Origin of the sequence: Mesorhizobium hawassense (assembly GCF_003289945.1) — a bacterium.
GTDB classification, from domain to species: domain Bacteria; phylum Pseudomonadota; class Alphaproteobacteria; order Rhizobiales; family Rhizobiaceae; genus Mesorhizobium; species Mesorhizobium hawassense.
Genome location: NZ_QMBP01000002.1, coordinates 585,290 through 607,588, shown reverse-complemented (window position 1 = coordinate 607,588; position 22,299 = coordinate 585,290). Strand labels below are relative to the sequence as shown.

General features: G+C 64.6%; 24 protein-coding genes. 11 read left to right on the top strand and 13 right to left on the bottom strand.

The features are described 5' to 3' along the window. Nucleotides 1-52: 52 nt before the first annotated feature. The 3 genes from DPM33_RS07205 to DPM33_RS07195 are packed head-to-tail and all read right to left on the bottom strand — an operon-like array spanning nucleotide 53 to nucleotide 2,521. Nucleotides 53-469 carry a cupin domain-containing protein gene (locus DPM33_RS07205; RefSeq protein ID WP_112096681.1) on the bottom strand — a complete coding sequence of 139 codons (417 nt, stop codon included), beginning with the start codon at nucleotides 467-469 and terminating at the stop codon, nucleotides 53-55. A 4-nt stretch (nucleotides 470-473) separates the two neighbouring features. Next, complete coding sequence (locus DPM33_RS07200; protein ID WP_112096680.1) at nucleotides 474-1,313, bottom strand: phosphoenolpyruvate hydrolase family protein; 840 nt, start codon at nucleotides 1,311-1,313, stop codon at nucleotides 474-476. 11 nt (nucleotides 1,314-1,324) lie between these two features. Next, complete coding sequence (locus DPM33_RS07195) at nucleotides 1,325-2,521, bottom strand: Tm-1-like ATP-binding domain-containing protein (protein WP_112096679.1); 1,197 nt, start codon at nucleotides 2,519-2,521, stop codon at nucleotides 1,325-1,327. Nucleotides 2,522-2,721: 200 nt separating this feature from the next. On the opposite strand from DPM33_RS07195, the gene DPM33_RS07190 reads away from it, so the two are divergent. From DPM33_RS07190 to DPM33_RS07160, 7 genes are all read left to right on the top strand, one after another. Further along, nucleotides 2,722-3,417 carry a TetR/AcrR family transcriptional regulator gene (locus DPM33_RS07190; RefSeq protein ID WP_112096678.1) on the top strand — a complete coding sequence of 232 codons (696 nt, stop codon included), beginning with the start codon at nucleotides 2,722-2,724 and terminating at the stop codon, nucleotides 3,415-3,417. A 352-nt stretch (nucleotides 3,418-3,769) separates the two neighbouring features. Next, on the top strand, nucleotides 3,770-5,086 hold the full coding sequence (locus DPM33_RS07185) for an ABC transporter substrate-binding protein (RefSeq protein ID WP_112096677.1): 1,317 nt from the start codon (nucleotides 3,770-3,772) through the stop codon (nucleotides 5,084-5,086). Nucleotides 5,087-5,151: 65 nt separating this feature from the next. Beyond that, nucleotides 5,152-6,057 carry a carbohydrate ABC transporter permease gene (locus DPM33_RS07180; protein ID WP_095769195.1) on the top strand — a complete coding sequence of 302 codons (906 nt, stop codon included), beginning with the start codon at nucleotides 5,152-5,154 and terminating at the stop codon, nucleotides 6,055-6,057. A gap of 3 nt (nucleotides 6,058-6,060) precedes the next feature. Continuing rightward, a complete protein-coding gene (locus tag DPM33_RS07175) occupies nucleotides 6,061-7,017 on the top strand; it encodes a carbohydrate ABC transporter permease (protein ID WP_112096676.1) in 957 nt (318 codons plus the stop codon). After that, nucleotides 7,014-7,235 (top strand): hypothetical protein, encoded by a 222-nt coding sequence (locus DPM33_RS07170; protein ID WP_112096675.1) that lies wholly within the window; start codon nucleotides 7,014-7,016, stop codon nucleotides 7,233-7,235. Before DPM33_RS07175 ends, DPM33_RS07170 begins: the two co-directional genes overlap by 4 nt. After that, entirely contained in the window at nucleotides 7,232-8,335 is a 1,104-nt protein-coding gene (locus DPM33_RS07165) for an ABC transporter ATP-binding protein (protein WP_112096674.1), read from the top strand. Before DPM33_RS07170 ends, DPM33_RS07165 begins: the two co-directional genes overlap by 4 nt. Next, the gene (locus tag DPM33_RS07160; RefSeq protein ID WP_112096673.1) at nucleotides 8,335-9,438 is read left to right on the top strand and encodes an ABC transporter ATP-binding protein; all 1,104 of its coding nucleotides are present in this window, start codon (nucleotides 8,335-8,337) and stop codon (nucleotides 9,436-9,438) included. Before DPM33_RS07165 ends, DPM33_RS07160 begins: the two co-directional genes overlap by 1 nt. Nucleotides 9,439-9,457: 19 nt before the next feature. Here the strand turns inward: DPM33_RS07160 and DPM33_RS07155 are convergent, their stop codons facing one another. Beyond that, complete coding sequence (locus DPM33_RS07155; RefSeq protein WP_167448976.1) at nucleotides 9,458-10,279, bottom strand: sterol desaturase family protein; 822 nt, start codon at nucleotides 10,277-10,279, stop codon at nucleotides 9,458-9,460. Nucleotides 10,280-10,376: 97 nt separating this feature from the next. On the opposite strand from DPM33_RS07155, the gene DPM33_RS07150 reads away from it, so the two are divergent. Beyond that, nucleotides 10,377-11,135, top strand: coding sequence for a helix-turn-helix transcriptional regulator (locus tag DPM33_RS07150; RefSeq protein WP_208648369.1), 759 nt, complete (start codon nucleotides 10,377-10,379; stop codon nucleotides 11,133-11,135). A 14-nt stretch (nucleotides 11,136-11,149) separates the two neighbouring features. On the opposite strand, the gene DPM33_RS07145 is transcribed toward DPM33_RS07150, so the two are convergent. After that, complete coding sequence (locus DPM33_RS07145; protein ID WP_112096671.1) at nucleotides 11,150-11,581, bottom strand: DUF4437 domain-containing protein; 432 nt, start codon at nucleotides 11,579-11,581, stop codon at nucleotides 11,150-11,152. 200 nt (nucleotides 11,582-11,781) lie between these two features. Next, entirely contained in the window at nucleotides 11,782-12,750 is a 969-nt protein-coding gene (locus tag DPM33_RS07140; RefSeq protein ID WP_112096670.1) for an AraC family transcriptional regulator, read from the bottom strand. Nucleotides 12,751-12,922: 172 nt separating this feature from the next. On the opposite strand from DPM33_RS07140, the gene DPM33_RS07135 reads away from it, so the two are divergent. Continuing rightward, on the top strand, nucleotides 12,923-14,134 hold the full coding sequence (locus tag DPM33_RS07135) for an MFS transporter (RefSeq protein ID WP_112096669.1): 1,212 nt from the start codon (nucleotides 12,923-12,925) through the stop codon (nucleotides 14,132-14,134). A 136-nt stretch (nucleotides 14,135-14,270) separates the two neighbouring features. On the opposite strand, the gene DPM33_RS07130 is transcribed toward DPM33_RS07135, so the two are convergent. Both DPM33_RS07130 and DPM33_RS07125 read right to left on the bottom strand, forming a co-directional pair. Next, on the bottom strand, nucleotides 14,271-15,263 hold the full coding sequence (locus DPM33_RS07130) for an Acg family FMN-binding oxidoreductase (protein ID WP_342634323.1): 993 nt from the start codon (nucleotides 15,261-15,263) through the stop codon (nucleotides 14,271-14,273). Between the two features lie 311 nt (nucleotides 15,264-15,574). Next, nucleotides 15,575-16,153 (bottom strand): TetR/AcrR family transcriptional regulator, encoded by a 579-nt coding sequence (locus DPM33_RS07125; RefSeq protein ID WP_112096668.1) that lies wholly within the window; start codon nucleotides 16,151-16,153, stop codon nucleotides 15,575-15,577. A 93-nt stretch (nucleotides 16,154-16,246) separates the two neighbouring features. Here DPM33_RS07125 and DPM33_RS07120 point away from each other — a divergent pair, with 93 nt between their 5' ends. Beyond that, entirely contained in the window at nucleotides 16,247-17,155 is a 909-nt protein-coding gene (locus DPM33_RS07120; protein ID WP_112096667.1) for an SDR family oxidoreductase, read from the top strand. 3 nt (nucleotides 17,156-17,158) lie between these two features. Here DPM33_RS07120 and DPM33_RS07115 read toward each other — a convergent pair whose 3' ends face one another. After that, nucleotides 17,159-17,506 (bottom strand): GFA family protein, encoded by a 348-nt coding sequence (locus DPM33_RS07115; protein ID WP_112096666.1) that lies wholly within the window; start codon nucleotides 17,504-17,506, stop codon nucleotides 17,159-17,161. 118 nt (nucleotides 17,507-17,624) lie between these two features. On the opposite strand from DPM33_RS07115, the gene DPM33_RS07110 reads away from it, so the two are divergent. Beyond that, complete coding sequence (locus DPM33_RS07110; RefSeq protein WP_112096665.1) at nucleotides 17,625-18,920, top strand: amidase; 1,296 nt, start codon at nucleotides 17,625-17,627, stop codon at nucleotides 18,918-18,920. A gap of 16 nt (nucleotides 18,921-18,936) precedes the next feature. Here DPM33_RS07110 and DPM33_RS07105 read toward each other — a convergent pair whose 3' ends face one another. The 4 genes from DPM33_RS07105 to DPM33_RS07090 all read right to left on the bottom strand — a co-directional run bounded on the left by DPM33_RS07105 (nucleotide 18,937) and on the right by DPM33_RS07090 (nucleotide 22,293). Continuing rightward, nucleotides 18,937-19,323 (bottom strand): DUF6748 domain-containing protein, encoded by a 387-nt coding sequence (locus DPM33_RS07105; RefSeq protein WP_245442027.1) that lies wholly within the window; start codon nucleotides 19,321-19,323, stop codon nucleotides 18,937-18,939. Nucleotides 19,324-19,365: 42 nt separating this feature from the next. After that, complete coding sequence (locus DPM33_RS07100) at nucleotides 19,366-20,343, bottom strand: hydroxyacid dehydrogenase (protein ID WP_112096664.1); 978 nt, start codon at nucleotides 20,341-20,343, stop codon at nucleotides 19,366-19,368. Between the two features lie 61 nt (nucleotides 20,344-20,404). Continuing rightward, complete coding sequence (locus DPM33_RS07095) at nucleotides 20,405-21,121, bottom strand: FadR/GntR family transcriptional regulator (protein ID WP_112096663.1); 717 nt, start codon at nucleotides 21,119-21,121, stop codon at nucleotides 20,405-20,407. 2 nt (nucleotides 21,122-21,123) lie between these two features. After that, complete coding sequence (locus tag DPM33_RS07090; protein WP_112096662.1) at nucleotides 21,124-22,293, bottom strand: mandelate racemase/muconate lactonizing enzyme family protein; 1,170 nt, start codon at nucleotides 22,291-22,293, stop codon at nucleotides 21,124-21,126. Nucleotides 22,294-22,299: the final 6 nt, after the last annotated feature.

Below are 22,299 nucleotides of genomic sequence, written 5' to 3'. Positions count from 1 at the left end.
GGGGAGAAGGTGGCCGCGAAGCGGCCGGATGAGGGGGCTGCAACGCTGAAGATTACTTGCCAGCCGGCAGCAGCCTGAAATCCGGTAGCTCCCGGAGTGCAAGCTCGGGTCCTGCCGGCGAATAGACGACGAATAACTGCATCGGCTGGTCGCCGGTGTTGAGCGTCGAGTGGAAGCGACTTTCCGGCACGTAGATGGTGCAGCCGGGACCGACCTTGGCCACCACCGGATTGCCCTTCTCGTCCTCGACCATTTGCTCGCCATTGCCGGAGATGACGAAGATGATCTCCTCGGCGCCGGGGTGATTGTGGCGAGTGTGACCCTTGCCCGGCGGCAGGTCGACGACGCCGCCGGAAAAGCGTTCGGCGCCGTTCACTTCCGGGGCAACGGTAAGGGCCAGCCTGCCCCAGTCGAAGCCGAAGGCGCTGACGTCCTTCGGATAGACGAACACCTTGCTCTTGTCGGCCATAGCTTCATCCCTTCCTTTTCGTCATCGCCTTGAAATCCGCCGTCTGCCTAGCGATTGCCGCTTCGGCCGGCAGCCGTTCCATCGAGCTTGCGCCATAAAAGCCGTGCAGGTCCTTGCAGCGCTCCAGGATGTAGCGCGCGTCGTCCGGCATCGAGATCGGCCCACCATGGCAAAGCAGGATGATATCTTTGCGCACCGAGCGCGCGGCATCGGCAATGGCGTCGATCTCCTTGACGCAGGCGTCGAGAGTTTTCGCCGACGTGGCGCCGATCGAGCCGCCCGTGGTGACGCCCATATGGGCGACGACGATGTCGGCGCCGGCCTTGGTCATGGCGCGCGCTTCGTCCGGATTGAAGACATAGGGGGTCGTCAACAGGTCGAGCCTGTGCGCCTCGGCGATCATGTCGACCTCGAGACCGAAGCCCATGCCGGTCTCCTCGAAACTCTGGCGCATGGTGCCGTCGAACAGGCCGACGGTCGGAAAGTTCTGCACGCCGGAAAAGCCCATCGTCTTCAGCTCGGCGAGAAGCAGCGGCATGATGACGAAGGGGTCGGTGCCGTTGACGCCGGCCAGCACCGGCGTCTTTTTCACCACCGGCAGCACCTCATAGGCCATCTCCTTGACGATCTCGTTGGCGTTGCCATAGGCGAGCAGGCCGGCGGCCGAACCGCGTCCAGCCATGCGGTAGCGGCCGGAATTGTAGATGATGATCAGGTCGATGCCGCCGGCTTCCTCGGCCTTGGCCGACAGGCCGGTGCCGGCGCCGCCGCCGACGATCGGCACGCCGTCGGCGATCATCTTGCGGAATTTTTCAAGGATCTTTTTGCGCGGAATGGCGGCCATGCTTGTCGGTCTCACGTGTTGGCGATGTCGAGGAAAGCCTCGGCGGCGGCCGTGGCGAATGCGGGATCGTTGATGTGCAGCGGCAGGCGCGTCACGGTGCGGTTCCGGGTCGGCTTGATCGTGCGCTCGATAGCGTCGAACAGCGCTTGATCGGCCTCAGCGTCGAAAAAGGCGCCGCCTTCGATATCCAGCGCCGACACGCCCTTTTCCGGGATCAGGAAACGGACCGGGCCATCGCAACGGGCGAGGCGGCCGCCGATCCATTCGCCGATCCGGCGGCATTCCTCGGCCGTGGTGCGCATCAACGTCACATTGGGATTGTGTTCATAGAACAGCCGCCCGCGGTAGCGCTCGGGGATCGTGGGGGGTGCCCAGAAGTTGACCATGTCGAGCGCGCCGACCGAGCCGACATAGGGAAGCTTCGTGCGGGCGATGGCGCCGAAGCGATCCTCTGTCGCCGGAAGCACGCCGCCGAACAGCAAATCGCAGACCTCGGTCGTGGTGATGTCGAGGACGCCGGCGAGCAGGCCTGAATCGGCGAGCTTTTCCATCGAACGGCCGCCGGTGCCGGTAGCATGGAAGACCATGCAGTCATAGTCGGCGCGCAGGCGCTCGACGATCGCGGTCACGCAGGGCGTGGTGACGCCGAACATGGTCAGTCCAAGCGCCGGTTTGCCGGCGGTGGCCGGGGCCGGCTTTGCCGCCATGCCGGCGATCGCCTGGGCGGCGTTGTGCAGCACGACACGCGAGAGCCGGTTGAGCCCCGCCATGTCGGTGACCGACGGCATCATGATGATGTCGGAGACATCGACGTAAGGCGCGGTATCGCCGGAGGCGAGCGTCGAGATCATGAGCTTCGGCAGGCCGAGCGGCAGGGCGCGCATGCCGGCGGTGATGATCGAAGTGCCGCCGCCGCCGCCGATTCCGATCACGCCGGCGACGTCGTCGCGCGACCGGATGAAATTGGCGAAGGCGGCGCCCATGCCGGCAACGGCGGCACCGCGATCATCGATGCCGAGAACCGCGCTGGCTCCCTTGGGATGATGCGCGGCAACCTCGCTCGCGGCGATATCCACGGGGACGGTCGCGCCGCGCATGCCGATATCGACACGAGCGACCGCGCCGCCGGCCCTCGCGACGGCATCGGCCAGGAAAGCGAGTTCCTCACCTTTGGTGTCGGCGGTGCCGACCACATAGATGCGTCCCATCCGTGGTTCCCCGTCATCCGGCGTGTCCGGCATTGCCGCTTGCCTTATTGCCCACCCTCAAGCTCCTCGGCAAAAGCCTCGCCGCTGGTGGGGACCCTATTTCTTGCCCCACCCTTGAGCTCCTCGGCGAAGCCTCGTCGCTGGTGGGGACTCCGTCATTGCGCCATTGCAAATTTTTGAGACGCGCGTATCGTATTGATATGGATGTCTCACGTCAACAAGCCGCCCTCAATGACGAAGCCGCCCGGGCGCCGGCCGTCGAGAAGGGCGCGCGCGCCCGCACCAGGCGGCTGATGCTGGAAACGGCGACGCGGCTGATGCAGTCCGGCATGACGCCTTCGGTCAGCGAGGTCGCGGAGGCGGCGGAAGTTTCGCGCGCCACCGCCTACCGGTATTTCCCGAGCCAGGCGGCGCTGGTGCAGGCCGTGGTCGATGAGGGGCTTGGCCCTATCCTCACCTGGAAATCCGCGTCGAACGATGCCGAGCGGCGCGTCGCGGATCTGTTTGCCACAGCGATGCCGCGCATCGAGGCCTTCGAGGCGACGTTCAAGGCGGCGCTGAAGCTGTCGCTCGATCAATGGGCGCGGCGCCAGGCGGGCACGCTCGGATCCGAACCAGCCTTCACCCGCGGCCATCGCGTCGACTTGCTGAAAGATGCGATCGCGCCGCTCAAGTGCCGCTTGAAGCCGCGCCAGTTCAGACGTCTGGCCCAGGCGCTGTCGCTGATGTTCGGCGTCGAGGTGGTGACGGTGCTGAAGGATATCTGGGGGCTGGACAGCGCCGAGATGATGTCGGTGGCGCAATGGGCGGCGGGCGCGCTGGTTCGCGCCGCGATGGCGGAATCGGGGGTTGAATCGGCAGGAATGGCGGCGGCGTCGAAGGCGGCAATCACCTGAATCTGGTTCGACCAGATTACGCAAGCAGTCTTGAATGTTAACTGTGGTGAGCCGGCCATCGCAAGGGCCATACATATCAAGGAGTAGGAAAAACAAGGTAAAACAGACAGATATCGCAATGTTTGGCTTGTCTGGCTGCTGCTGACGCTTCAAGAAAGCGCTTGACGCCACGCTGAAATTGGTAATACCAGATCAAGACCGATATTGCGGATCAAAAGTGAAGGCTGCGATCCATTTCCGGCAGGGCGAGGAGGCCCGGAACCGGAGAGGTGCCATCACAGGAGGAACTACCAGGGCCGGCTTCGCTGCCGGCTCGCTTGACACGGTAGAATGCGCACAAGGGAGGAAAACTATGCGCAAGATAGTGACCAGCGTGATTGCTGGTATCGGGCTGGCGCTTGCCTGCGGGACATCCGTCCGCGCGCAGGACAAGGAACTCACCATCTTCTGGGCGGAATGGGATCCGGCGAACTATCTGCAGGAACTCGTCAACGACTACACGGCCGAGACCGGCGTGAAGGTCACGGTTCAGACCACGCCGTGGCCTGACTTCCAGACCAAGGCTTTCACCGAATTCAACGCACATGGCGACGCCTACGACATGGTGGTCGGCGACTCGCAATGGCTCGGCGCCGGTTCGACGCAGGGCCACTATGTCGACCTGACCGACTTCTTCAACCAGCACAAGCTCGGCGACGTGATGGCGCCGGCGACCATCAAATACTATGCCGAATATCCCGGCGGTTCCGGAAAGTACTGGGCGATCCCGCTGGAAGGCGACGCGATCGGCTGGTCCTACCGCAAGGACTGGTTCGAGGACCCGAAGGAGAAGGAAGCCTTCAAGGCGAAGTACGGCTACGACCTCGCCGTGCCGACGACCTATGCGCAGCTGCGCGACATCGCCGAGTTCTTCCACCGTCCGGACCAGAAGCGCTACGGCGTCGCCATCTACACCGACAATTCCTATGACGCGATGGCGATGGGCGTCGAAAGCGCCATCTTCAGCTATGGCGGCGATCTCGGCGACTACGCCTCCTACAAGGTCGACGGCATCACCAATTCCAAGGAAGCCGCAGCCGGCCTTGACATGTACAAGGAACTCTACAAGTTCACGCCTCCCGGCTGGGGCAAGACCTTCTTCGTGGAAGACAATCAGGCGATCACTGGCGGCCTCGCCGCGATGAGCATGAACTTCTTCGCCTTCTTCCCGCCGCTGGTGAACAAGGCCACCAACCCCTATGCCGACGCCACCGGCTTCTTCGCCAATCCGGCCGGTCCGGACGGCAAGCGCTTCGCCGCTCTCGGCGGCCAGGGCATCTCGGTCGTCTCGTATTCGAAGAACAAGGACGAGGCGATGAAGTTCCTCGAGTGGTTCATCAAGGACGAGACGCAGAAGAAATGGGCCGAACTCGGCGGCTACACCTGCAGCCAGGCCGTGCTGAAGTCGGATGCCTTCCAGAACGCCACGCCCTACAACAAGGCGTTCTACGACACGATGTTCATGGTCAAGGACTTCTGGGCAACACCTGAATACGCCGAAGTGCTCGATCAGCTGAACCAGAACATCTATCCGTTCGTGGTCGGCGGCAAGGGCACCGCCCAGGAAGCCCTCGACAAGACCGCCGCCGACTGGAAGGCGACGTTCACCAAGTACAATCGCTACAAGTAAGCACCACAGTCAGAATGCCGGAGGAGGGTTTTCCCCTCCGGCATTCCTGTTTTCAGGAGACAAAGTTGGCTTCGGTAGCCCTTACCAATCTCGATCCCGCGTCCAGGGCCGCCGCGCGCGGCTGGTCCGACCTGACCATCCGCAACCTGTTCATCATCCCGACGCTGGTTTTCCTGATCGTCTTCAACATTTTTCCGCTGATCTACTCGCTTGGCTATTCCTTTACGAACTTCGCCGCGAACCGGAGCGAGCCATGGCAGTTCGTCGGCTTGCAGAATTATCGCGAGCTGCTCAGCGACGACCACATCTGGTCGAACTTCGTCATCACGGCGAAATACGTCATCGTTTCGGTGGCTGGACAGATGATCGTCGGCTTCGGCCTTGCGCTGCTGCTCAACCGCTCCTTTCCGATGAAGGGCCTGATCACCACGCTCCTGCTGTTGCCGATGATGATGTCGGCGGCGGTCGTCGGCCTGTTCTGGCAGCTGCTATACAGCCCGTCCTGGGGCCCGATCAACTACGTATTCGGCCTTGGCGATTTCGCCTGGCTCTCCAATCCCGACAGCGCGCTCTACGCAGTCGCGATCACCGATATCTGGATGTGGTCGCCCTTCGTCATGCTTTTGTCGCTCGCCGGCCTGTCGGCGGTGCCGCAGCATCTCTACGAGGCGGCCGCGATCGACCGTGCCGGATGGTGGTACACCTTCACCCGCATCACCTTGCCGCTGGTCTCGCCGATCCTTCTGATCGCGCTGATCTTCCGCACCATGGAAGCCTTCAAGACTTTCGACATCGCCTACACGATGACGACCCAGCCGACCGCCGAGCTGATCGCGATCAGGCTCTACAAGCAGGCTTTCCAGCAGTGGGATACGGGCAAGTCCTGCGCCCTGGCCTACATCGTGCTGATCATGGTGCTGGCCATCACCAACCTCTACGTGAAGTATCTCAACAAGGTGAAGGAGCGCTGACAGATGGCCGCCGTCCGCACTTCTTCCGAGGTCGCCTTCAACCGCGCGGCAATCGCCGCGGTGCTGGTCGCGACGCTGATCTTCCTGGCGCCGATCTACTGGATCGCCTCGACGGCCTTCAAACCGAAGGAACTGGCGATCACCGTGCCGCCCACCGTGCTGTTCCAGCCGGAGGTCACGCCGTTCATCCGACTGTTCACCAAGCGCGTGCAGATGCAGAAGACCGTCGACCCGCAAGCGTACGAGGCGGCGCCGTGGTGGGAAAAACGCATCTATGACGGCGGCGAGCGGGTGCTCAAGGTCGGCAAGGACGTGCAGCTTTCGCAATATCCCGACCGCTTCATGAACAGCCTGATCGTGGCGGTCATCAGCACGGTGCTGGCGGTCGGCATGGGAACCTTCACCGCCTACGGCTTCTCGCGCTTCAAGATTGCCGGCGAGGCGGATCTTTTGTTCTTCATCCTGTCGACACGCATGCTGCCGCCGGTGGTGGTCGCCATCCCGATGTTCCTGATGTACCGGATGGTCGGCCTCAACGACTCGCATATTGGGCTGATCATTCTCTACGTCGCCTTCAACCTGTCCTTCTCGGTCTGGCTGATGAAGGGCTTCATGGACGAGATCCCGAAGGAATATGAGGAGGCGGCGCTCGTCGACGGCTACACGCGCATGCAGGCCTTCTTCAAGATCGTGCTGCCGGAAGCGGCGACCGGCATCGCAGCCACCGCGGTGTTCTGCTTCATCACCGCCTGGAACGAATACGCCTTCGCGCTGATCATGACCAACCGGCGGGCGCAGACGGCGCCGCCCTTCATCCCGTCGCAGATCGGCTCCGGCCTGCCGGACTGGACGACGATCGCGGCAGGCACTTTCCTGTTCCTGCTGCCGGTCGCGATCTTCACGTTCCTGCTGCGCAACCATCTGCTTCGCGGCGTGACGTTCGGAGCGATCCGCAAATGAGTTTTCGCGCCATCAACGAGAAATACCTGTTGCCGGCGTCGCAGATCCTCATGGTGCTGGGCATCGTTGCGCTCTGCCAGCCATGGAGCCTCAACCTGCATTCCTACGGCGTGACGATCATCCTGGCCGGGCTGATCGGCTTCAACATCACGTCGAAGATCGCGCCGGACAGTAGCGAGGAAACCGGAGCCGCGACGCATGAGGGAGCCCGGCAGTGACACAGATCGAACTTCGCGGCATCGAGAAATTCTTCGGTGCCGTCCAGGTCATCCACAATCTCAACCTCGCCATCGCCGACAACGAGTTCATCGTGCTGCTCGGACAGTCCGGCTGCGGAAAGACCACGACGCTGCGCGCCATCGCGGGTCTGGAGACGATCGACAAGGGCGACATCCTGATCGACGGCAAGGCGGTGCAGCACCTCAAGGCCGCCGACCGCGACATCGCCATGGTGTTTCAGTCCTTCTCGCTCTACCCGCATATGACGGTGTTCGAGAACGTCGCCTTTCCGCTGCGCGCCACGCGCATGAGCAGCGGCGAGGTCGACAAGTCCGTGCGCGAGGTCGCGCGGGTGCTGCGCATCACCGACCTGCTCGACAAGAGGCCGTCGGCGCTTTCGGGCGGCGACATGCAACGGGTCGCGATCGGCCGCGCGCTTGTGCGACGGCCGAAGGCCATGCTGATGGACGAGCCGATCGGCGCGCTGGACGCCAAACTGCGCGAGGAGATGCGCGCCGAGATCAAGCGCCTGCACGTCAAGCAAGGGTCGACGACGATCTACGTCACGCACGACCAGATCGAGGCGATGAGCCTCGCCGACCGCATCGTCATCATGCATGAGGGTTTCATCCAGCAGGTCGGCTCGCCGGACGATGTCTATTCGCACCCGGCGAACCTGTTCGTGGCGCAATTCGTCGGCAGCCCGGTGATGAACATCGCCGAGGCCAGCGTCGCGGATCAGGCGGGCGCCGCCTCCGTAACCGTCGGCGACGCGCCGGCCGGCTTCGTGTTCCCGTCCCAGTTCCTATCCAAGCTCAACGGGCATTCCAATGGCGGCCTGACGCTCGGCATCCGCCCGGAGGGCGTGCTCGTCCGGCACGATGCGGCGCCGGGCTACATGCCGGTCGAGGCGAACATCATCGAACCGCTCGGATCCTTCGACATCGTCGACCTCAAGGTCGGCTCCACGATGCTGCGCGCGCGCACCAAGGCCGGCTATGTTTCGGGTCCCGGCGAGAAGGTCCATGTCCGCATCGATCCGGAGCAGGCGCATTTCTTCGACACGGCAAGCGGCAAGTCGCTGGGGGTAAGGCTGTAATGGCCCATATCGAACTGAGGAACATCACCAAGAAGTTCGGCGGCCACACCGCGCTGACCGGCCTCAACCTCGACATTGCCGACGGCGAGTTCTTCGTGCTGCTCGGCGAGACCGGCGCCGGCAAGACGACGGCGTTGCGATTGATCGCAGGGCTCGAGAAGCCGACCGAGGGCCAGGTCTTCATCGACGGCGTCGACGTTGCCGGTTGGGGCGCGGCGGAGCGTGACGTGGCGCTGGTGCTGCAGCAATATTCGCTCTATCCGCGCTACACGGTACGCGAGAACCTCGAATTCCCGCTGAAGCCGAAGATCCGCCGGCTGCCGGACGCCGAGATCAAGGACCGCGTCGCGCGCGCCGCCCGTACGCTGCGGATCGAGCATCTGCTCGACCGCAAGACCGACCGGCTTTCCGGCGGTGAGATGCAGCGCGTCTCGATCGGCCGTGCCATCGTGCGCAAGCCGCGCGTGTTCCTGATGGACGAGCCGCTGTCGGCGCTCGACGCCAAGCTGCGCGAGGCGCTGCGCACGGAGCTGAAGAACCTCCAGATGCAGCTCGGCGCCACGTTTCTGTTCGTCACCCACGACCAGATCGAGGCGATGTCGATGGGCGACAAGGTCGGCGTGCTCAACCACGGCCGCATCGTCCAGACGGGCACGCCGCATGAGATCTACAACAATCCGCGCGACACCTATGTCGCGAGCTTCGTCGGCTCGCCGCCGATGAACCTCATCGACGGTAGGCTGGTCGAAAATCGCGCGGTGATGGCGCCGATGAATTTCGAACTGCCGCTGTCAGGGGGACCCAAGGCTTTTCTGGGGGAGAAGACGGGCGGTGCGACCGACGGTCGCCCGCTCGTCTTCGGCATCCGTCCGGAGGACGTCTACCTGGAAAGCGGCGCGCCGGTCGAGGCGCAGGTCCACGATGTCGAGAACCACGGCGTCGAGAAGATCGTGACGCTCAGGGTCGGCGACACGATGCTGCGGGCCACCGTGCCGGCGAGGACCGCCGTCGCGATCGAGCAGCCGGTGCGCTTCGCCTGGAACCCCGACAAGGTGGTGATGTTCGACAAGGGCAGCGGCATCAGCCTGCGGCACGCCGGATAGGGTCCAAGCGAAGCCGTGGCTAGTTTGCGGCTTCGTCGGCGGACGGCTCGATGCGGACGCCGGCAGCCGTCGGCCGATTGCGAAGAGGCTCGAGGAGCAAACCAAGCACGGTCTGGCTGTGCTCATCGTCGTAGCCATCCAGTCCGATTCCCCGCGGTAGGACCGATGGCCGGAAGCTGCCGAAGATACGGTCCCAAAGCGTCAGAAATGTCGAGTAGTTGGAATTGGTTTCGGGCATCCAGCGGGAATGATGCACGACATGCATCGCCGGCGTGGCGATCAGCCATGCAAGAAGGCTATCGACCTGCTTGGGCAGGGCGACGTTGGCGTGCTGGAAGATCAAGACCGGCAGTTGGATGACTGGATAGAGCGTCACGGGAAGTGGCGGAATGCCGAGGGCCAGGATTGCCGTTCCGAGAAAGGCGGGCCTTAGCGCTGCCTCTAGCGGATGGCTTCTGAGCGAGGTGGTGACATCCATTTGCGGATCGCTGTGGTGGACGCGGTGCAATCGCCAGAGAAGCGGCACGGCATGGCTGATCCGGTGGCGCCAGTAATCCGCGAGATCGAGCAGAAGGATACCGGCGACCAAGGTGATCCAGAACGGCAAGCCGAGCGCGGCCATTCCCCAATGATTGGCTTCGACGGTGGAAGACAAGGCCAGCAACGCGCCCGCCGTGAGCCCACCCGCGGCGATGCCGAGAACCGAGATGACCAGGTTTCGACGGCCCCGGCGCCAATCGCGCTTTCCCGGCCGCGCCGCTTGCAGCCATTCCCAGATCCAGATGCCGAGGAAGGCCAGGAGCAGGACAAGTGGCGGCAATTTCGAGAGCAAACTGTCCATGGCTCGTGGCCGCGGCTTCTGTCCTTGCGATAGATCGGTTAAGATAAGCTCGTCCGGCAGAGGATAAAGTCGGCCGGATGGCCGACAGGAGGCGGCCATGGCCGACCGAATGCTTCGTGATCGTGTGGCGGAAGCGGTACGTGCCGCGGACTTGCTTAGCGATACCGGCTCAGTTCTGTCGCTTGCGGTCGAGGCGCTCTCGGCCGCCTGTCCTCACGGTCTGGCGCTGGCATTCACCCGACGCGGCGACGGGGTCGGTTCGGTGGCTGTTTCGCGCGAAGGCCGGCTCATGCGGCGCGAGACCATGCCGCGCCCACAAGAGCCCATCCGGTGGGTGGTGAAACTCGATCGGGTGCCCGGTTGGCAGCAGAATTGCTGGATCGAGCCGATCGGCGCCGGCGTTCACGGCAAGGATTACTTCCTGCGGGTCAATCCTCTGCCCATGATGCTGATGGGCGACGCGCGCAATCCCCCAGACTACGGCCGCATCATGCTCTGCCGGGACGGGCGGATGCAGGCGTGGCTTGGCCTCTATGTCGACGGCAGGCGGGGTTTCAGTGAGCGCGAGCAGGCGGAGCTTGCGCGGGTGGCGACGCAACTTGCCGCCCCGCTTCGACTCGCGGCCGTGCTCGAAGGCTCGCCCGCGCTGCCCAGCCTTTCACCGCGTCAGACCGAAATCATCATGCGAGTGAGCAGGGGTATGACCAACAAGCAGATCGCCCGGGACCTCGATATCTCGCCGGCAACCGTCAAGACCTTCCTTGAACGTCTGTTTCGAATTTCGAAGGCCAGGAACCGGATCGCGCTGATCCGTTGGTGGCAGGGAGCTGGTGGGCCTGACCTGCTCGCCGATTGAACCTTCGAACCCGGCTATTTCGGCAGATAGGTCTCGTAAGGCGTGTCGTTGATCAGAAGGATCACGCATTCGGTGTCCGAGAGGCAGGCATCGTCATGCATCTCGTCCGCCTTCTGGGTCCAGTAGGAACCGGGCGGCAATTCCACCTTGGTCGCCCCGCCGTCCTGCATCTGCCAATGCGCCCAAAGACCCTTGATGACCACGGCGCGGTAGTCGGCGGTGTGGGCATGGACAGGAGCGCGCCAGTTGCCGGGAACTTTCAGCAGCGTTCCGGCCGGGCCTTTCGCCCGCTCTCCCCATAGCGCACCAAGGCGCTGCGGCTGGCCCGGCGCTTCGACGGCGTAAGGGATCTTGTCGGCGGGCAAGTAGCTGTCTTCGAGCGCGAAAGCCCGTCCCGGCAAAATGGCGGCGGCGGCGAACGCAAGCGATGCGAGATGATTGGGCATGGCGGGTTCCTCCGTCAGCCAGCTTATGCCGTCTCGACCAGAGGGGAATGACGCGGCGTCCAAAAGACTTGGCAGTTCCTCCAGCCCCGGCAACCGGTGCTTAGAGCGGTTCAGCGTTTCACGGAATCGCCCGAGCCGCTCTAGTCTTTTTTTGCGCAATTCCGGACGGAAAACCGGTACGCGCTTTTCCTGGAATTGCTCTAGGCTTGTTCTTCACCGGCGGCATTGCGGAAATGGCTCGGCGCCAGGCCCATCACCCGCTTGAAGGCGCGGCTGAAGGAGGCCTCGGAATCGTAGCCCAGTCTCGATGCCGCCACCGAAACCCGCATGCCGTCGCGGGTAAGCCACTGCCGTGCCTGGTGCATGCGCACGCGCAGGACATATTTAGCCGGCGTCTCGCCGACGACGGTAGCGAAGCGCTGCGCGAAGGCGGAGCGCGAGGCGCCCATCATCCTGGCCAGCGCCTCGACCGTCCAGTCGCGCTCCGGCTGCAGGTGGATGGCGGCGAGCACCTTGCCGACATCCGGATTGCGCACGGCGGCGATCCATCCGGTGGAGTCGCCGCAGCCATTTTCCACCCAGGAGCGGATGATGGTGGCGGCGAGCACGTCGGCCAGTCGGGCAAGGATGCCGCCGGAGCCGACGCGGTCCATCGTGACCTCCCCCGCCATCGCGTCGAGCAGATGCTGGATGCCGGGCGCGTTCGCCATCAGCTTATGCGCCTGCATCAGGTCGGGCATCATCTCCAGCAGCGGATGCGAGCCATCGAGGTTGAAATGCATGCTGCCGCAAAACAGCAAGGTCTTGCAGCCGTCGCAGCCGTTGGAGACGTCGTAGATATTCTCGCAAACCGGCTCGATCGTGTAGCGGCCGATCGGCACCGGCGGCACGCCGGGCGCGCTCGCCAGCACATGCTCGTCGCCGCGCGGGATCAGCAGCGCGTCGCCGACCGAAAGTTGGGTCCATTCCTTGGCCGGCGTAAACAGCCAGCAGCCCTGCTGGCCGATGAAATGGAACCGCGCCGCCTTCTGCGCGGGAAAGGAAACCGCCCAGGGCTCGCCCAGAACGCAGCGGCCGTAATCGACGCCGTCGAGGCGCAATCCGCGCAGCATGTCGGTCAGCGGGTCGCCGGAAGCCTGTAGAACGGTTTTGGACGAATTGTAGTTCATTTCGGCGTTTCTAGCATGGAAACTCCGGCCAGTCACTCCCTATGTTGCACTGCAGCCAAATGTTGCGCCGCAACCAGGCCGAACTGACGAGCCGCCCGCCAGGCATATAACGGGTGGAGCCCAGGGCTGGTCGTCCTCTAGCTGGCGCCGCAGACAGATCGGAGAATTTGCCATGACCGAACCCGCCACGGGCGCCATCGGCGCCGTCCTCGACAGAACCGAACCGGAGGAACGAACGGAACCAGCATGGGGCGCGGTGGTCTCGCTGGCACTCGGCGTTTTCGGCCTAGTCACCGCCGAATTCCTGCCCGCCAGCCTGTTGACGCGGTTGGCGCAGGACCTCGGCGTCAGTGAAGGCGCCGCCGGCCAGGCGGTGACGGCGACGGCCGTCGTCGGCGCGATCGCGGCGCCGACCATGGCGATCATCACCAAGCGGCTCGACCGCCGGCTGGTGATGTGGATCCTCTCCGTCCTCCTGATCGTCTCCAACCTCGTCGCAGCCTTCGCGTCCTCACTCACCATGCTGCTTCTTGCCCGCGTCGCGCTGGGCGTCGCGCTGGGCGGCTTCTGGTCGATGTCGGCGGCCATGGCGCTCAGGCTCGTGCCGATGCGGCTGATGCCGCGCGCCATGTCGATCATCCTGACCGGCGTCTCGGTCGCCACCGTGACGGCGGCTCCAGTCGGCGCCTATGTCGGCGACATCTGGGGCTGGCGTACCGCCTTCATGATCGCGGCGGTCGTCGGCGCGCTGGCGCTGCTGGTGCAGCTCGCCACCCTTCCCAGCCTGCCGCCGACAACCGTCGCAAGCTTCCGCACGCTGATCGCGGTGCTGAAGCGGCCGATGATCCGCGTGGCGCTACTGGTTGTGCTGCTGGTCGCGTCCGGACAGTTTGCTGGCTTCACCTATGTGCGGCCGTTCCTGGAAACTGTTCCGGTGCTGCCGATCGCGACCATCTCGCTGGTGCTGCTCGCCTATGGCATCGGCGGCTTCTTTGGCAATTTCGCAGGCGCCTTCCTCGCCGAGCGCAACCTGAAGATGGCCGTCGGCCTCGCGCCGCTGCTGATCGCCTTGTCGGCGGTGGCGCTGCTGGTGCTCGGCGCCTCGCCGATCGCGGCGGCGGCGGCCGTTACCGCCTGGGGCTTTGCCTTCGGCGCCGTGCCGGTCGGATTGCAGACGTGGCTGGTGCGCGCCGCGCCTGATCAGGCCGAGAGCGCAGGCGGGTTGATGGTCGCGACCTTCCAGGTGGCGATCGCGCTCGGCGCCATCGTCGGTGGCCTGCTGGTCGATCATGCCGGCGTTGCCAGCGCCTTCGCCTACGGCGCCGTGGCGACGCTGCTCGCGGCCCTGGTGACTTTCGCGATGGGGCCGAAACGGGCTGAGTAGTCTGATTGGTATGATCTACCTCGTGTCAGCCCGGAGCCGTCAGAGCTCCGGGCCGATGCCGCGCGATGGCTGCTACGGAAAGTCGGTGACTGGACACTGGAAAAGCCGCCGCCGCCAACACCCAGGCTCGACACTATCATGCGATAACCGAAGCCACCGGCCGCCTTGGCGAAAACGGCAAGGTCGGTCCATAGCCGAACCGCACTACAAGATCAGGTCTGCGGGTCTCGCCGACGATCGCCGCCAGGTCGCCGCGCAGGCGCGCGACCTCGATCGGCTGATTGATAAAGGCGATCTTGAGCCCCAGCTTCGTCGCGGCCAAAGCGAAGCGCTGGCATGCCTGGCCGACCCTGATCCAGTGATCATGGTCCGGTCGCTCGCCAAAAAAGATCGCGACCCCGGCGGAAGAGTCGATTTGACGGGCGTAGTTCCGGTTTTCCTGCGCGACGTTAAAAAGCCGGTCGAACGCGATCCAACCCAAGCCGGTCGGCAGCGCCGGGTTACCGCTCGAGGCGGAGAAGAGCCCATCGCCGCTCGCCATCGCGCTGCGCGGATTGAATCGTATCCACTGTTTCAGCTCGCGCATGAACGCGGGGTCGTTCATCTGATCCTCGTTGCCGGCAAGGACAACGTCTCGTACCTGATTCATCCGCGCCCGGTCCGTGACAAGCGCCAGGCTTACACCCGGTATCGCGGCTGCGCGCTCAAGTTCGGCGAGATCCGCCGAGGGGGTGGCGCGGCCATCATATTCGGCTCGCGTCGATTGGCGTTTCGGAATGGCGTCGGTCAGTGGGTCCGCTTTCGGCGCGCCCATGAAGTAATCGTAACGGATTCCGTTGCCGTCAGCCGTAAGCGAAGCCTCGCCGGCACGGCCAGTCGCCGCCGCGGCGAGCGTGAGATTGGCCGCGGCGCATCCCAGGCTGACATAGAGATGATGATCGTCAGGGTCGACGACCGGAGTCCGCCTCTGAAGGTCAGGCCGGATCTCGATTGCATGCCCCTCAAGCTGGAACCGCCAGGGCTGCGTATTATGGCTATTGGCAGCCAAGGTAGCGTAGCGGACGACGGCCTCAAGATCGGGCGTCAGGCGGTCACGCAAGCCGGCGGCGAAGGCCTCATACTGGGCCATGGACCCGACCGCTGATTGCCAAGCGGCGGCACCGGCGCCGGTAGCGACAAGCGCGGCGCCTGCGCCTACGAGCATCGTTCGCCTGTTCATCATGCCTCACGATCAATCGCATCGGCAGGATAGGTCCAATCGGAAAATCGTCCTTGATCTCCGTCAAGGTCATTGCGCAAACCAGCCTTTGCGGCTGCCGACCCTGATGTCCGATTTGGCAGGCCGATCTCTGTGCCCATGTCCGCAGGCCGGCCGTGCCGGCGTGGCTGACGCTTCGATTATGAAGGAGCGGCAACCCCCGCACACCCTCCTTCGCCCAGTTACAGGTTTCGAGCCGGCATTGTGACGGCGGTTACGAAGCGCCTCAAACTACGCTCTACATAGGCCGTAAGCTCCATGTCGTCGGGGCCGAAACTCCACCACAGCAGCGCGCCCTGCCAGTGCGCGGCCATAAGCAGGCCGATATCCTCGGGGATGCGGGGAATATTGGCAAAGCAAGCGGCAAGCGCCCTGCTCAGTTGAGCCTTCCAGGCAGCGCCACGTGCCCGCAAAGCCGGGTCGCGCAAATCCTCGCGCAGGACGAGCAGACCTTCGGCATAGGACTCGATGTCGCCATAGCCGCGCGAGAGCGCGACCAGCAGCTCGACGGCGCCAGCCGGGCTTCTGGGAACCGATGCCGCCGCCTGCTCGGTCTTTCGGTCGAGCCCATCCCAGGCATAGAGCAGCGTGCGCTGCTTAAGTAGCGCCTTGTTCTTGAAGCGCTGCACCAGCGTCGAGCCTGAAAGGCCGCAGGCTTGCGCCAGCCTTTCAAAGGTCAATGCTTCCGGTCCGTCGGCATGCATCAGCCGATACGCGGCTTCCAGCACCTGCTCGTCGGATTGGGTTTTGGGCCGGGTCATCTTGACTCTCATTTATAAACGAACGATCATTTATAAATGATGAGCGCGGCAAACGCCAGCTCACATTGCGCTCAGTTCAAGTTTGGAGGTTTCATGAGGCTTCAAGGGAAAGTCGCGCTCGTTGCCGGCGCAACGCGTGGCGCGGGCCGTGGAATTGCGGTCGAGCTGGGCGCTGCCGGCGCCACGGTCTATGTCACCGGCCGCACGACCCGCACCTCGCAATCGGATTATCAGCGCCCCGAAACCATCCAGGAGACAGCGGAGCTGGTCACCGCGCAGGGCGGCAGGGGCATTGCCGTCCGCGTCGACCATCTGGTCTCCGAAGAGGTTCTGCAGCTTGTTGCGCGTATCCGCGCCGAGCAGGGCAGGCTCGACATACTGGTCAACGATCTGTGGGGCGGCGAGAAGCTGTTCGAATGGAACAAGTCCGTCTGGGAGCACGATCTGGAAAACGGCCTTCGGCTGCTGCGGCTTGGGATCGATACGCATCTGATCACCGCGCATCACGCATTGCCGCTAATGATCGAGCAGCCGGGCGGCTTGCACGTCGAGGTCACCGACGGCACGGCCGAATACAATGCCGACCACTACCGGCTGTCGCCCTTCTACGATCTCGCCAAGGTGGCGGTGAACCGCATGGCCTGGGCACATGCCAAGGACCTCGAAAAGCATGGCGCGACGTCCGTCTCGCTGACGCCGGGCTGGCTGCGCTCGGAGATGATGCTGGAGGCATTCGGCGTGCGGGAGGAGAACTGGCGCGACGCTACAGCCAAGGTGCCGCATTTCGTCATATCCGAGACGCCGCGCTTCGTCGGCCGCGCTGTGGTGGCACTTGCCTCGGACTCCGAGCACTCGCGCTGGAACGGCCAGTCGCTGTCCAGCGGCGGACTGGCGCAAGTCTACGGCTTCACTGACCTCGACGGATCGCGTCCCGATGCCTGGCGCTATGTCCCTGAAATCCAGGATGCCGGCAAGCCGGCCGACGCGACGGGCTATCGGTAGAGATCAGGCCGAGCGGCCGTCGAACTCGAACACTTCGATGCTGGCGATGTCGACGTCGTCCAGGCAGTTGATGTTGACATAGGCCGTCCGCTCGCCGCTTTCGCCGACATGCTCGGCGAAGGGGTGGATGCCGCAGGTGCGGCAGAAACGATGCGCGATTTGAGCCTTGCCGAATGTGTAGCGGCCGAGGTCGTCGCCCCAGGCGACCAGATTGAGCTTCTCATGTGGCACGGCCCACAGCAGCGCGCCCTTGCGCGCGCAGATCGAGCAGTTGCAGCGCACGGCCATGCCGAGCTCGCCCTGCACCTCGAAGGCCACCTTGCCGCAGTGGCAGCCGCCTTTGTACAGCATCAGCATCTTCCTATCGCTGGCAGGGTGCAAAGGCACGCTTGCCGGGTTATCTCTTCGCCGGCCCGACATCAGGCCGTACCTAGAAGACGTTGCAACTTTGCAGGGCCCGACATCGAAAATGCAATCCGTCCGCGATCGTCTTGAAAACATCCTGTCACGTCTTGCCAATCGCGCGGCGGACGAGAAGGTCTACTCGAAGCTCTATGTCGAGGCCGCGCACGCGGCCGCCGATGCGTCCGATGCCCGCCGCAAGGCAGGTGTCAGCCTCGGGCCGCTCGACGGGCGCATCGTTTCGATCAAGGACCTGTTCGACGTCGCCGGCGAGCCGACCACCGCCGGCTCGCTCCTCCTAACGAACGCCGCGCCGGCGGCCCGGGACGCGGCAATCGTGCAGAGGCTGCGCCAGGCGGGCGCCGTCATCCTCGGCAAGACCAGCATGACCGAGTTCGCCTTCACCGCGATCGGCGACAACACGCATTACGGCACGCCGGGCAATGCCGCCGACGCCAGCCTGATCCCGGGCGGCTCGTCGTCGGGAGCGGGCGTTGCGGTCGGCGAGGGCACGAGCGACATCTCGATCGGTTCGGACACTGGTGGTTCGGTGCGCATCCCCGCCTCGCTCAACGGCGTCGTCGGCTTCAAACCGACGGCGATGCGCGTGCCCTTGACGGGCGCCTTTCCGCTGTCGATGACGCTGGATTCGATCGGTCCGCTTGCCCGTAGCGTCGCCGACTGCGCGATCACCGACGCGATCATGGCGGGCGAAGAGCCGGCAGCCCTACAGCCGGTTCCGCTCGGCGGCGTGCGTATCGGCATTCCACGCGGCATGCTGTTCGGCGAGACGCAAACCGAGGTTACGGAAGCTTTCGAAGCCTGCATCGACAGGATCGGGCAGGCCGGCGCCAGCGTCGGCGATTTGCCCGTCGACGATCTCATCGCCGAGATGCGCGCGGCCACCAGGCGCGGCACGATCGCGTCCATGGAAGGCGCCGAGGTGCATGCCGACTGGCTGGCGAGCGGCACGTCCGTTCCGGTCGATCCGCACGTCACCGGGCCGTTGTCGCGCGCGCTGGCTGTTCCCGCCTCGGCCTATATCCGCACGATCCGCCGTCGCGGCGAGCTCGTGGCGACCATGGCGGCACGGCTTGACACGATCGACGTGCTGGCATTGCCGACCGTGCCGATGGTCGCGCCGTCGATTGCCGCCATGACCGGCGACGAAGCGTTGCGCGACAGGACGGAAGGGCTGCTCTTGCGCAACACGCAGGTCGCCAACCAATTCGATCTCTGCGCGATCTCGCTGCCGATGCCCGGCACGAAGCTGCCGGCCGGATTGATGCTGGTGGGCAGGCACGGGCATGATCATCGACTTCTCGGCATCGCCGCGGCGCTGGAAACTTTGCTGCAAGGCTGAGACTGAACTGAAAACCTCAGCGCGCCGAGCAGTGTCCGCGCTCGCTTTCCCTGGACACCCGCTCGATGCCGGTCGCAACCAGCGTCGGCAGGCTATATTGCTTACCGTTGAAGGTATGCGGCCGGTTCTCGATGATGCCGGCAACGACAAGGTTGCCGGCATAGAGCTTTTCCGCAAGGTCGAGCGCCTTGTCCTGCTGCGGCAGGCCATCAATGTCGACCGACACACCCTTGATGACCTTGCCGGAGGCCAGGTCGAGCGCGCTGGTCGACGGACAGGGCGCCACCACGCAGCGCAGGCCGTTGTCGCATGGCACGAAACTGCCTTGCGCGTCGGCGCGGGTTGCTGCCGCGGACAGGCAGCAGATAGCGATCAGCACGACTTTCGCGGCGCTCTTGCGCATCGCCGGAAGGTCGTCGTCAAATCCGGGAAAATTGAGGCAGCATCAGCCAGCTGGAAACCGCCGCCGGTAGTGCTCGATGACTTCCGCGTTGCGCAGATTGACCGGCAGCTTGCCGGCCAGCACCAGCAGAGCCTCGCTCGCCGCGCCGACGCCCATGCGCATCATCGATTCCTCGGTGATGCCGGCCATGTGCGGAGTGACGATGACATTGTCGAAGCCGAAATAGGGATGGTTCGACGGCAGTGGCTGGGTGGAAAAGACGTCGAGCGCGGCGCCGCCGATGCGGCCCGCCCGCAAGGCTTCGATCAGCGCTTCGTCGTCGACCACCGGGCCGCGCGAGACGTTGATCAGCAGCGCATTGGGCTTCATGCGGGCGATGCGCTCGCGGCTGATCAGGCCGCGTGTTTCCTCCGTCAGCGGGCAGCAGAGCACGATGATGTCGCTCTGCTCGACCAGCGCGTCGATCGACAGGAAGCCAACGCGCTCGGGCGCCGGGCGCAGACTGCGCGTCGTCGCCACGACATTGAGGTCGAAGCCATGCGCGGCGATGTGGCCGACGGCCTGGCCGACCGCGCCGAGGCCGACGATGCCGATCGTCTTGCCGGCGAGCTCGCTGGTCGAATTGGCGTGCTCGCGCCCGGCAAGCCAGCCCTTGGCGCGCAGGTCGCGGTCCATCACGCGGAAGCGCCGCGAGAGCGCCAGCGCGGCGAACATCACATGCTCGGCGACCGAGCGGGCGTTGACGGCAGGCACGTTGGCGACCAGCACGCCGGCGGCGGTCGCTGCCTCGACCGGGATCATGTCCAGCCCGGCGCCGTGGCGGATCGCGGCGCGCAAATTCGCCGCGCCTTGAAACAACTCAGGCGGCAGCGGCGCGCGCACGATGACGATGTCGGCGTCGCGGGCCTCGGCGGTCAGTGTTTCGGGATCGAGCGCGGAAGCGATCGCGAGCCGCCCGGCGCCGGCCAGCATTGCCGTGGCGCGAGGGTGCAGCGGATGCGTCGACAGGATCTTGCGCATCAGGGTTCCTTTCGGGCCGCATTTTTGCGACGCCAAGCGAATGGGCTTGGCCGCAAGACGCTCAAGCCTTCTCGAGAGCAGCGCTTTTCGGTTCGGTTCCGCGGCCTTCGATGATCCCCTTCCAGTAGCTCTCGGCGCCCTGCAAATGGGCGTTCATCAAGGCCTGGGCGAGATTGCCGTCGCGGCGCAGCAGCGCCTCGTAGATCTGGATGTGCTCGGCATGCGAGCGAACGCTGCGTTCGGGGTCGTTGAAATAGATCGGCAGGCGCTGCTCGCCCATCAGGTAATAGACGCTGCAGATGTTGTGAAAGACGCTGTTCTTGGTCGCGCGCACGATCTCGAGGTGGAATTCGCGGTCCTCCTTGGCGAGGCCTTCGCCGGCGGCGATGCGCTCTTCGGAAGCCTTCAGGATCTCGCGCAGGCGTTCGAAGTTTTCTTCCGTGGCGCGCGAGCAGGCAAGCTCGGCCGCCTTGATCTCGTGGATCTTGCGCAGCTCGACGGTCTCGTAGATCTGCACCGGGTCGAGCGGCAGCCCGGCGCGGGCGAAAAGCGCCAACGCTTCCACACTCGCCTGCTTGGTGTCGATATAGATGCCGGACTTGGCGCGCCGCTCGACGATGCGCATGGCCTCGAGGATGGCGAGCGCCTCGCGGATCTGGCCGCGGCTGACGCCGAAATGCTCCGCCAGCTCGCGCTCGGACGGGGTGCGGCCGGACTCCTTGTCGGAGTTGGAGAAGAGATAGGCGGCAAGTTCCGCCAGAAGGTTCTTTTCTTTCATCGTCAAATACGTTGCGCGTGCGCCTCCAGGAATCGCTCGGAGATGGTGAATCCCAATCCAGGCTTTTCAGGGATCGCTATCATACCGTCCTTCGCTTCGACAGTCTCCTCGACGAGGTCGTGGATCATCGGGTTGGCGCCGAGCGAATATTCGATGATGAAGCTGGCGGGCGAGGCGGCACAGACATGCAGCCCGGCAAAGAAGCAGGGCGCGCCGGCCCACAGATGCGGGGCGAAGCGCAGATTGAAGGCGCTGGCGATGGTGCCGATCTTCATCGCCTCGCTGATGCCGCCGCAGAAGGCGGGATCCGGCTGGAAGATGTCGGCCGACTTCAGCACCGCCAGATCGCGGAACGCGTAGCGTGTGGCCTCGCTTTCGCCGGTGGCGATCGGCGTCGAGCCCGAGGCGCGGACTTCGGCCATGCCCGGTTTGTCGTCGGCGATCACCGGTTCCTCGAACCAGGCAAGGTCGAGGTCGGCGGTGAGCTTGATGAAGCGCTTGGCCTCGGCGACGGTGTAGGTGCCGTGCGCGTCGACCATCAGCTCGACATCCGGCCCGATCGCCTGCCTCGCGGCGCGCACGCGCGCGGCCGAAAGATGCGGCGCGCCGTCCATGGCGCCGACGCGCATCTTCAAGGCCTTGAAGCCGCCCTTGGCGATGTAGGATATCAACTGCTCGCCGATGGCCTCGGTGGAGGCCCAGCCACCTGAGGCATAGGCCCGCATGCGCTCGACCTTGCGGCCGCCGAGCAGCCGCCACACCGGCTGCCCGAGCGACTTTCCGAGGATGTCCCAGAGCGCGATGTCGACGGCGCTGATCGCTGCTACGCTCATGCCGCGCCGCGCCAGCTGCGGCATGGCGTGGCCGGCATGCGCGGCCGTCTCATGCCGCACGCCGTTGTAAAGCATTTCCCAGACGACGCCGATGTCGGCCGGATCGCGGCCGATGAGCTGCGGTGCGATCTCATGGTTGAGCATATGGACGAGCGCGCCATAGCTGCCGGCGCTACCGGCGGCGTTCTTGCCTTCGCCCCAGCCGACCAGGCCGTCATCGGTCTCGATGCGCAAAATGGCGGCGTCGAACGTCGTCACCTGACCGAAGTCGCTGCGATGCTGCTTCGCGACTTCGATCGGGACACGGACCCACCAGGCCTGAACGCTGTTGATGCGCATGTTTTC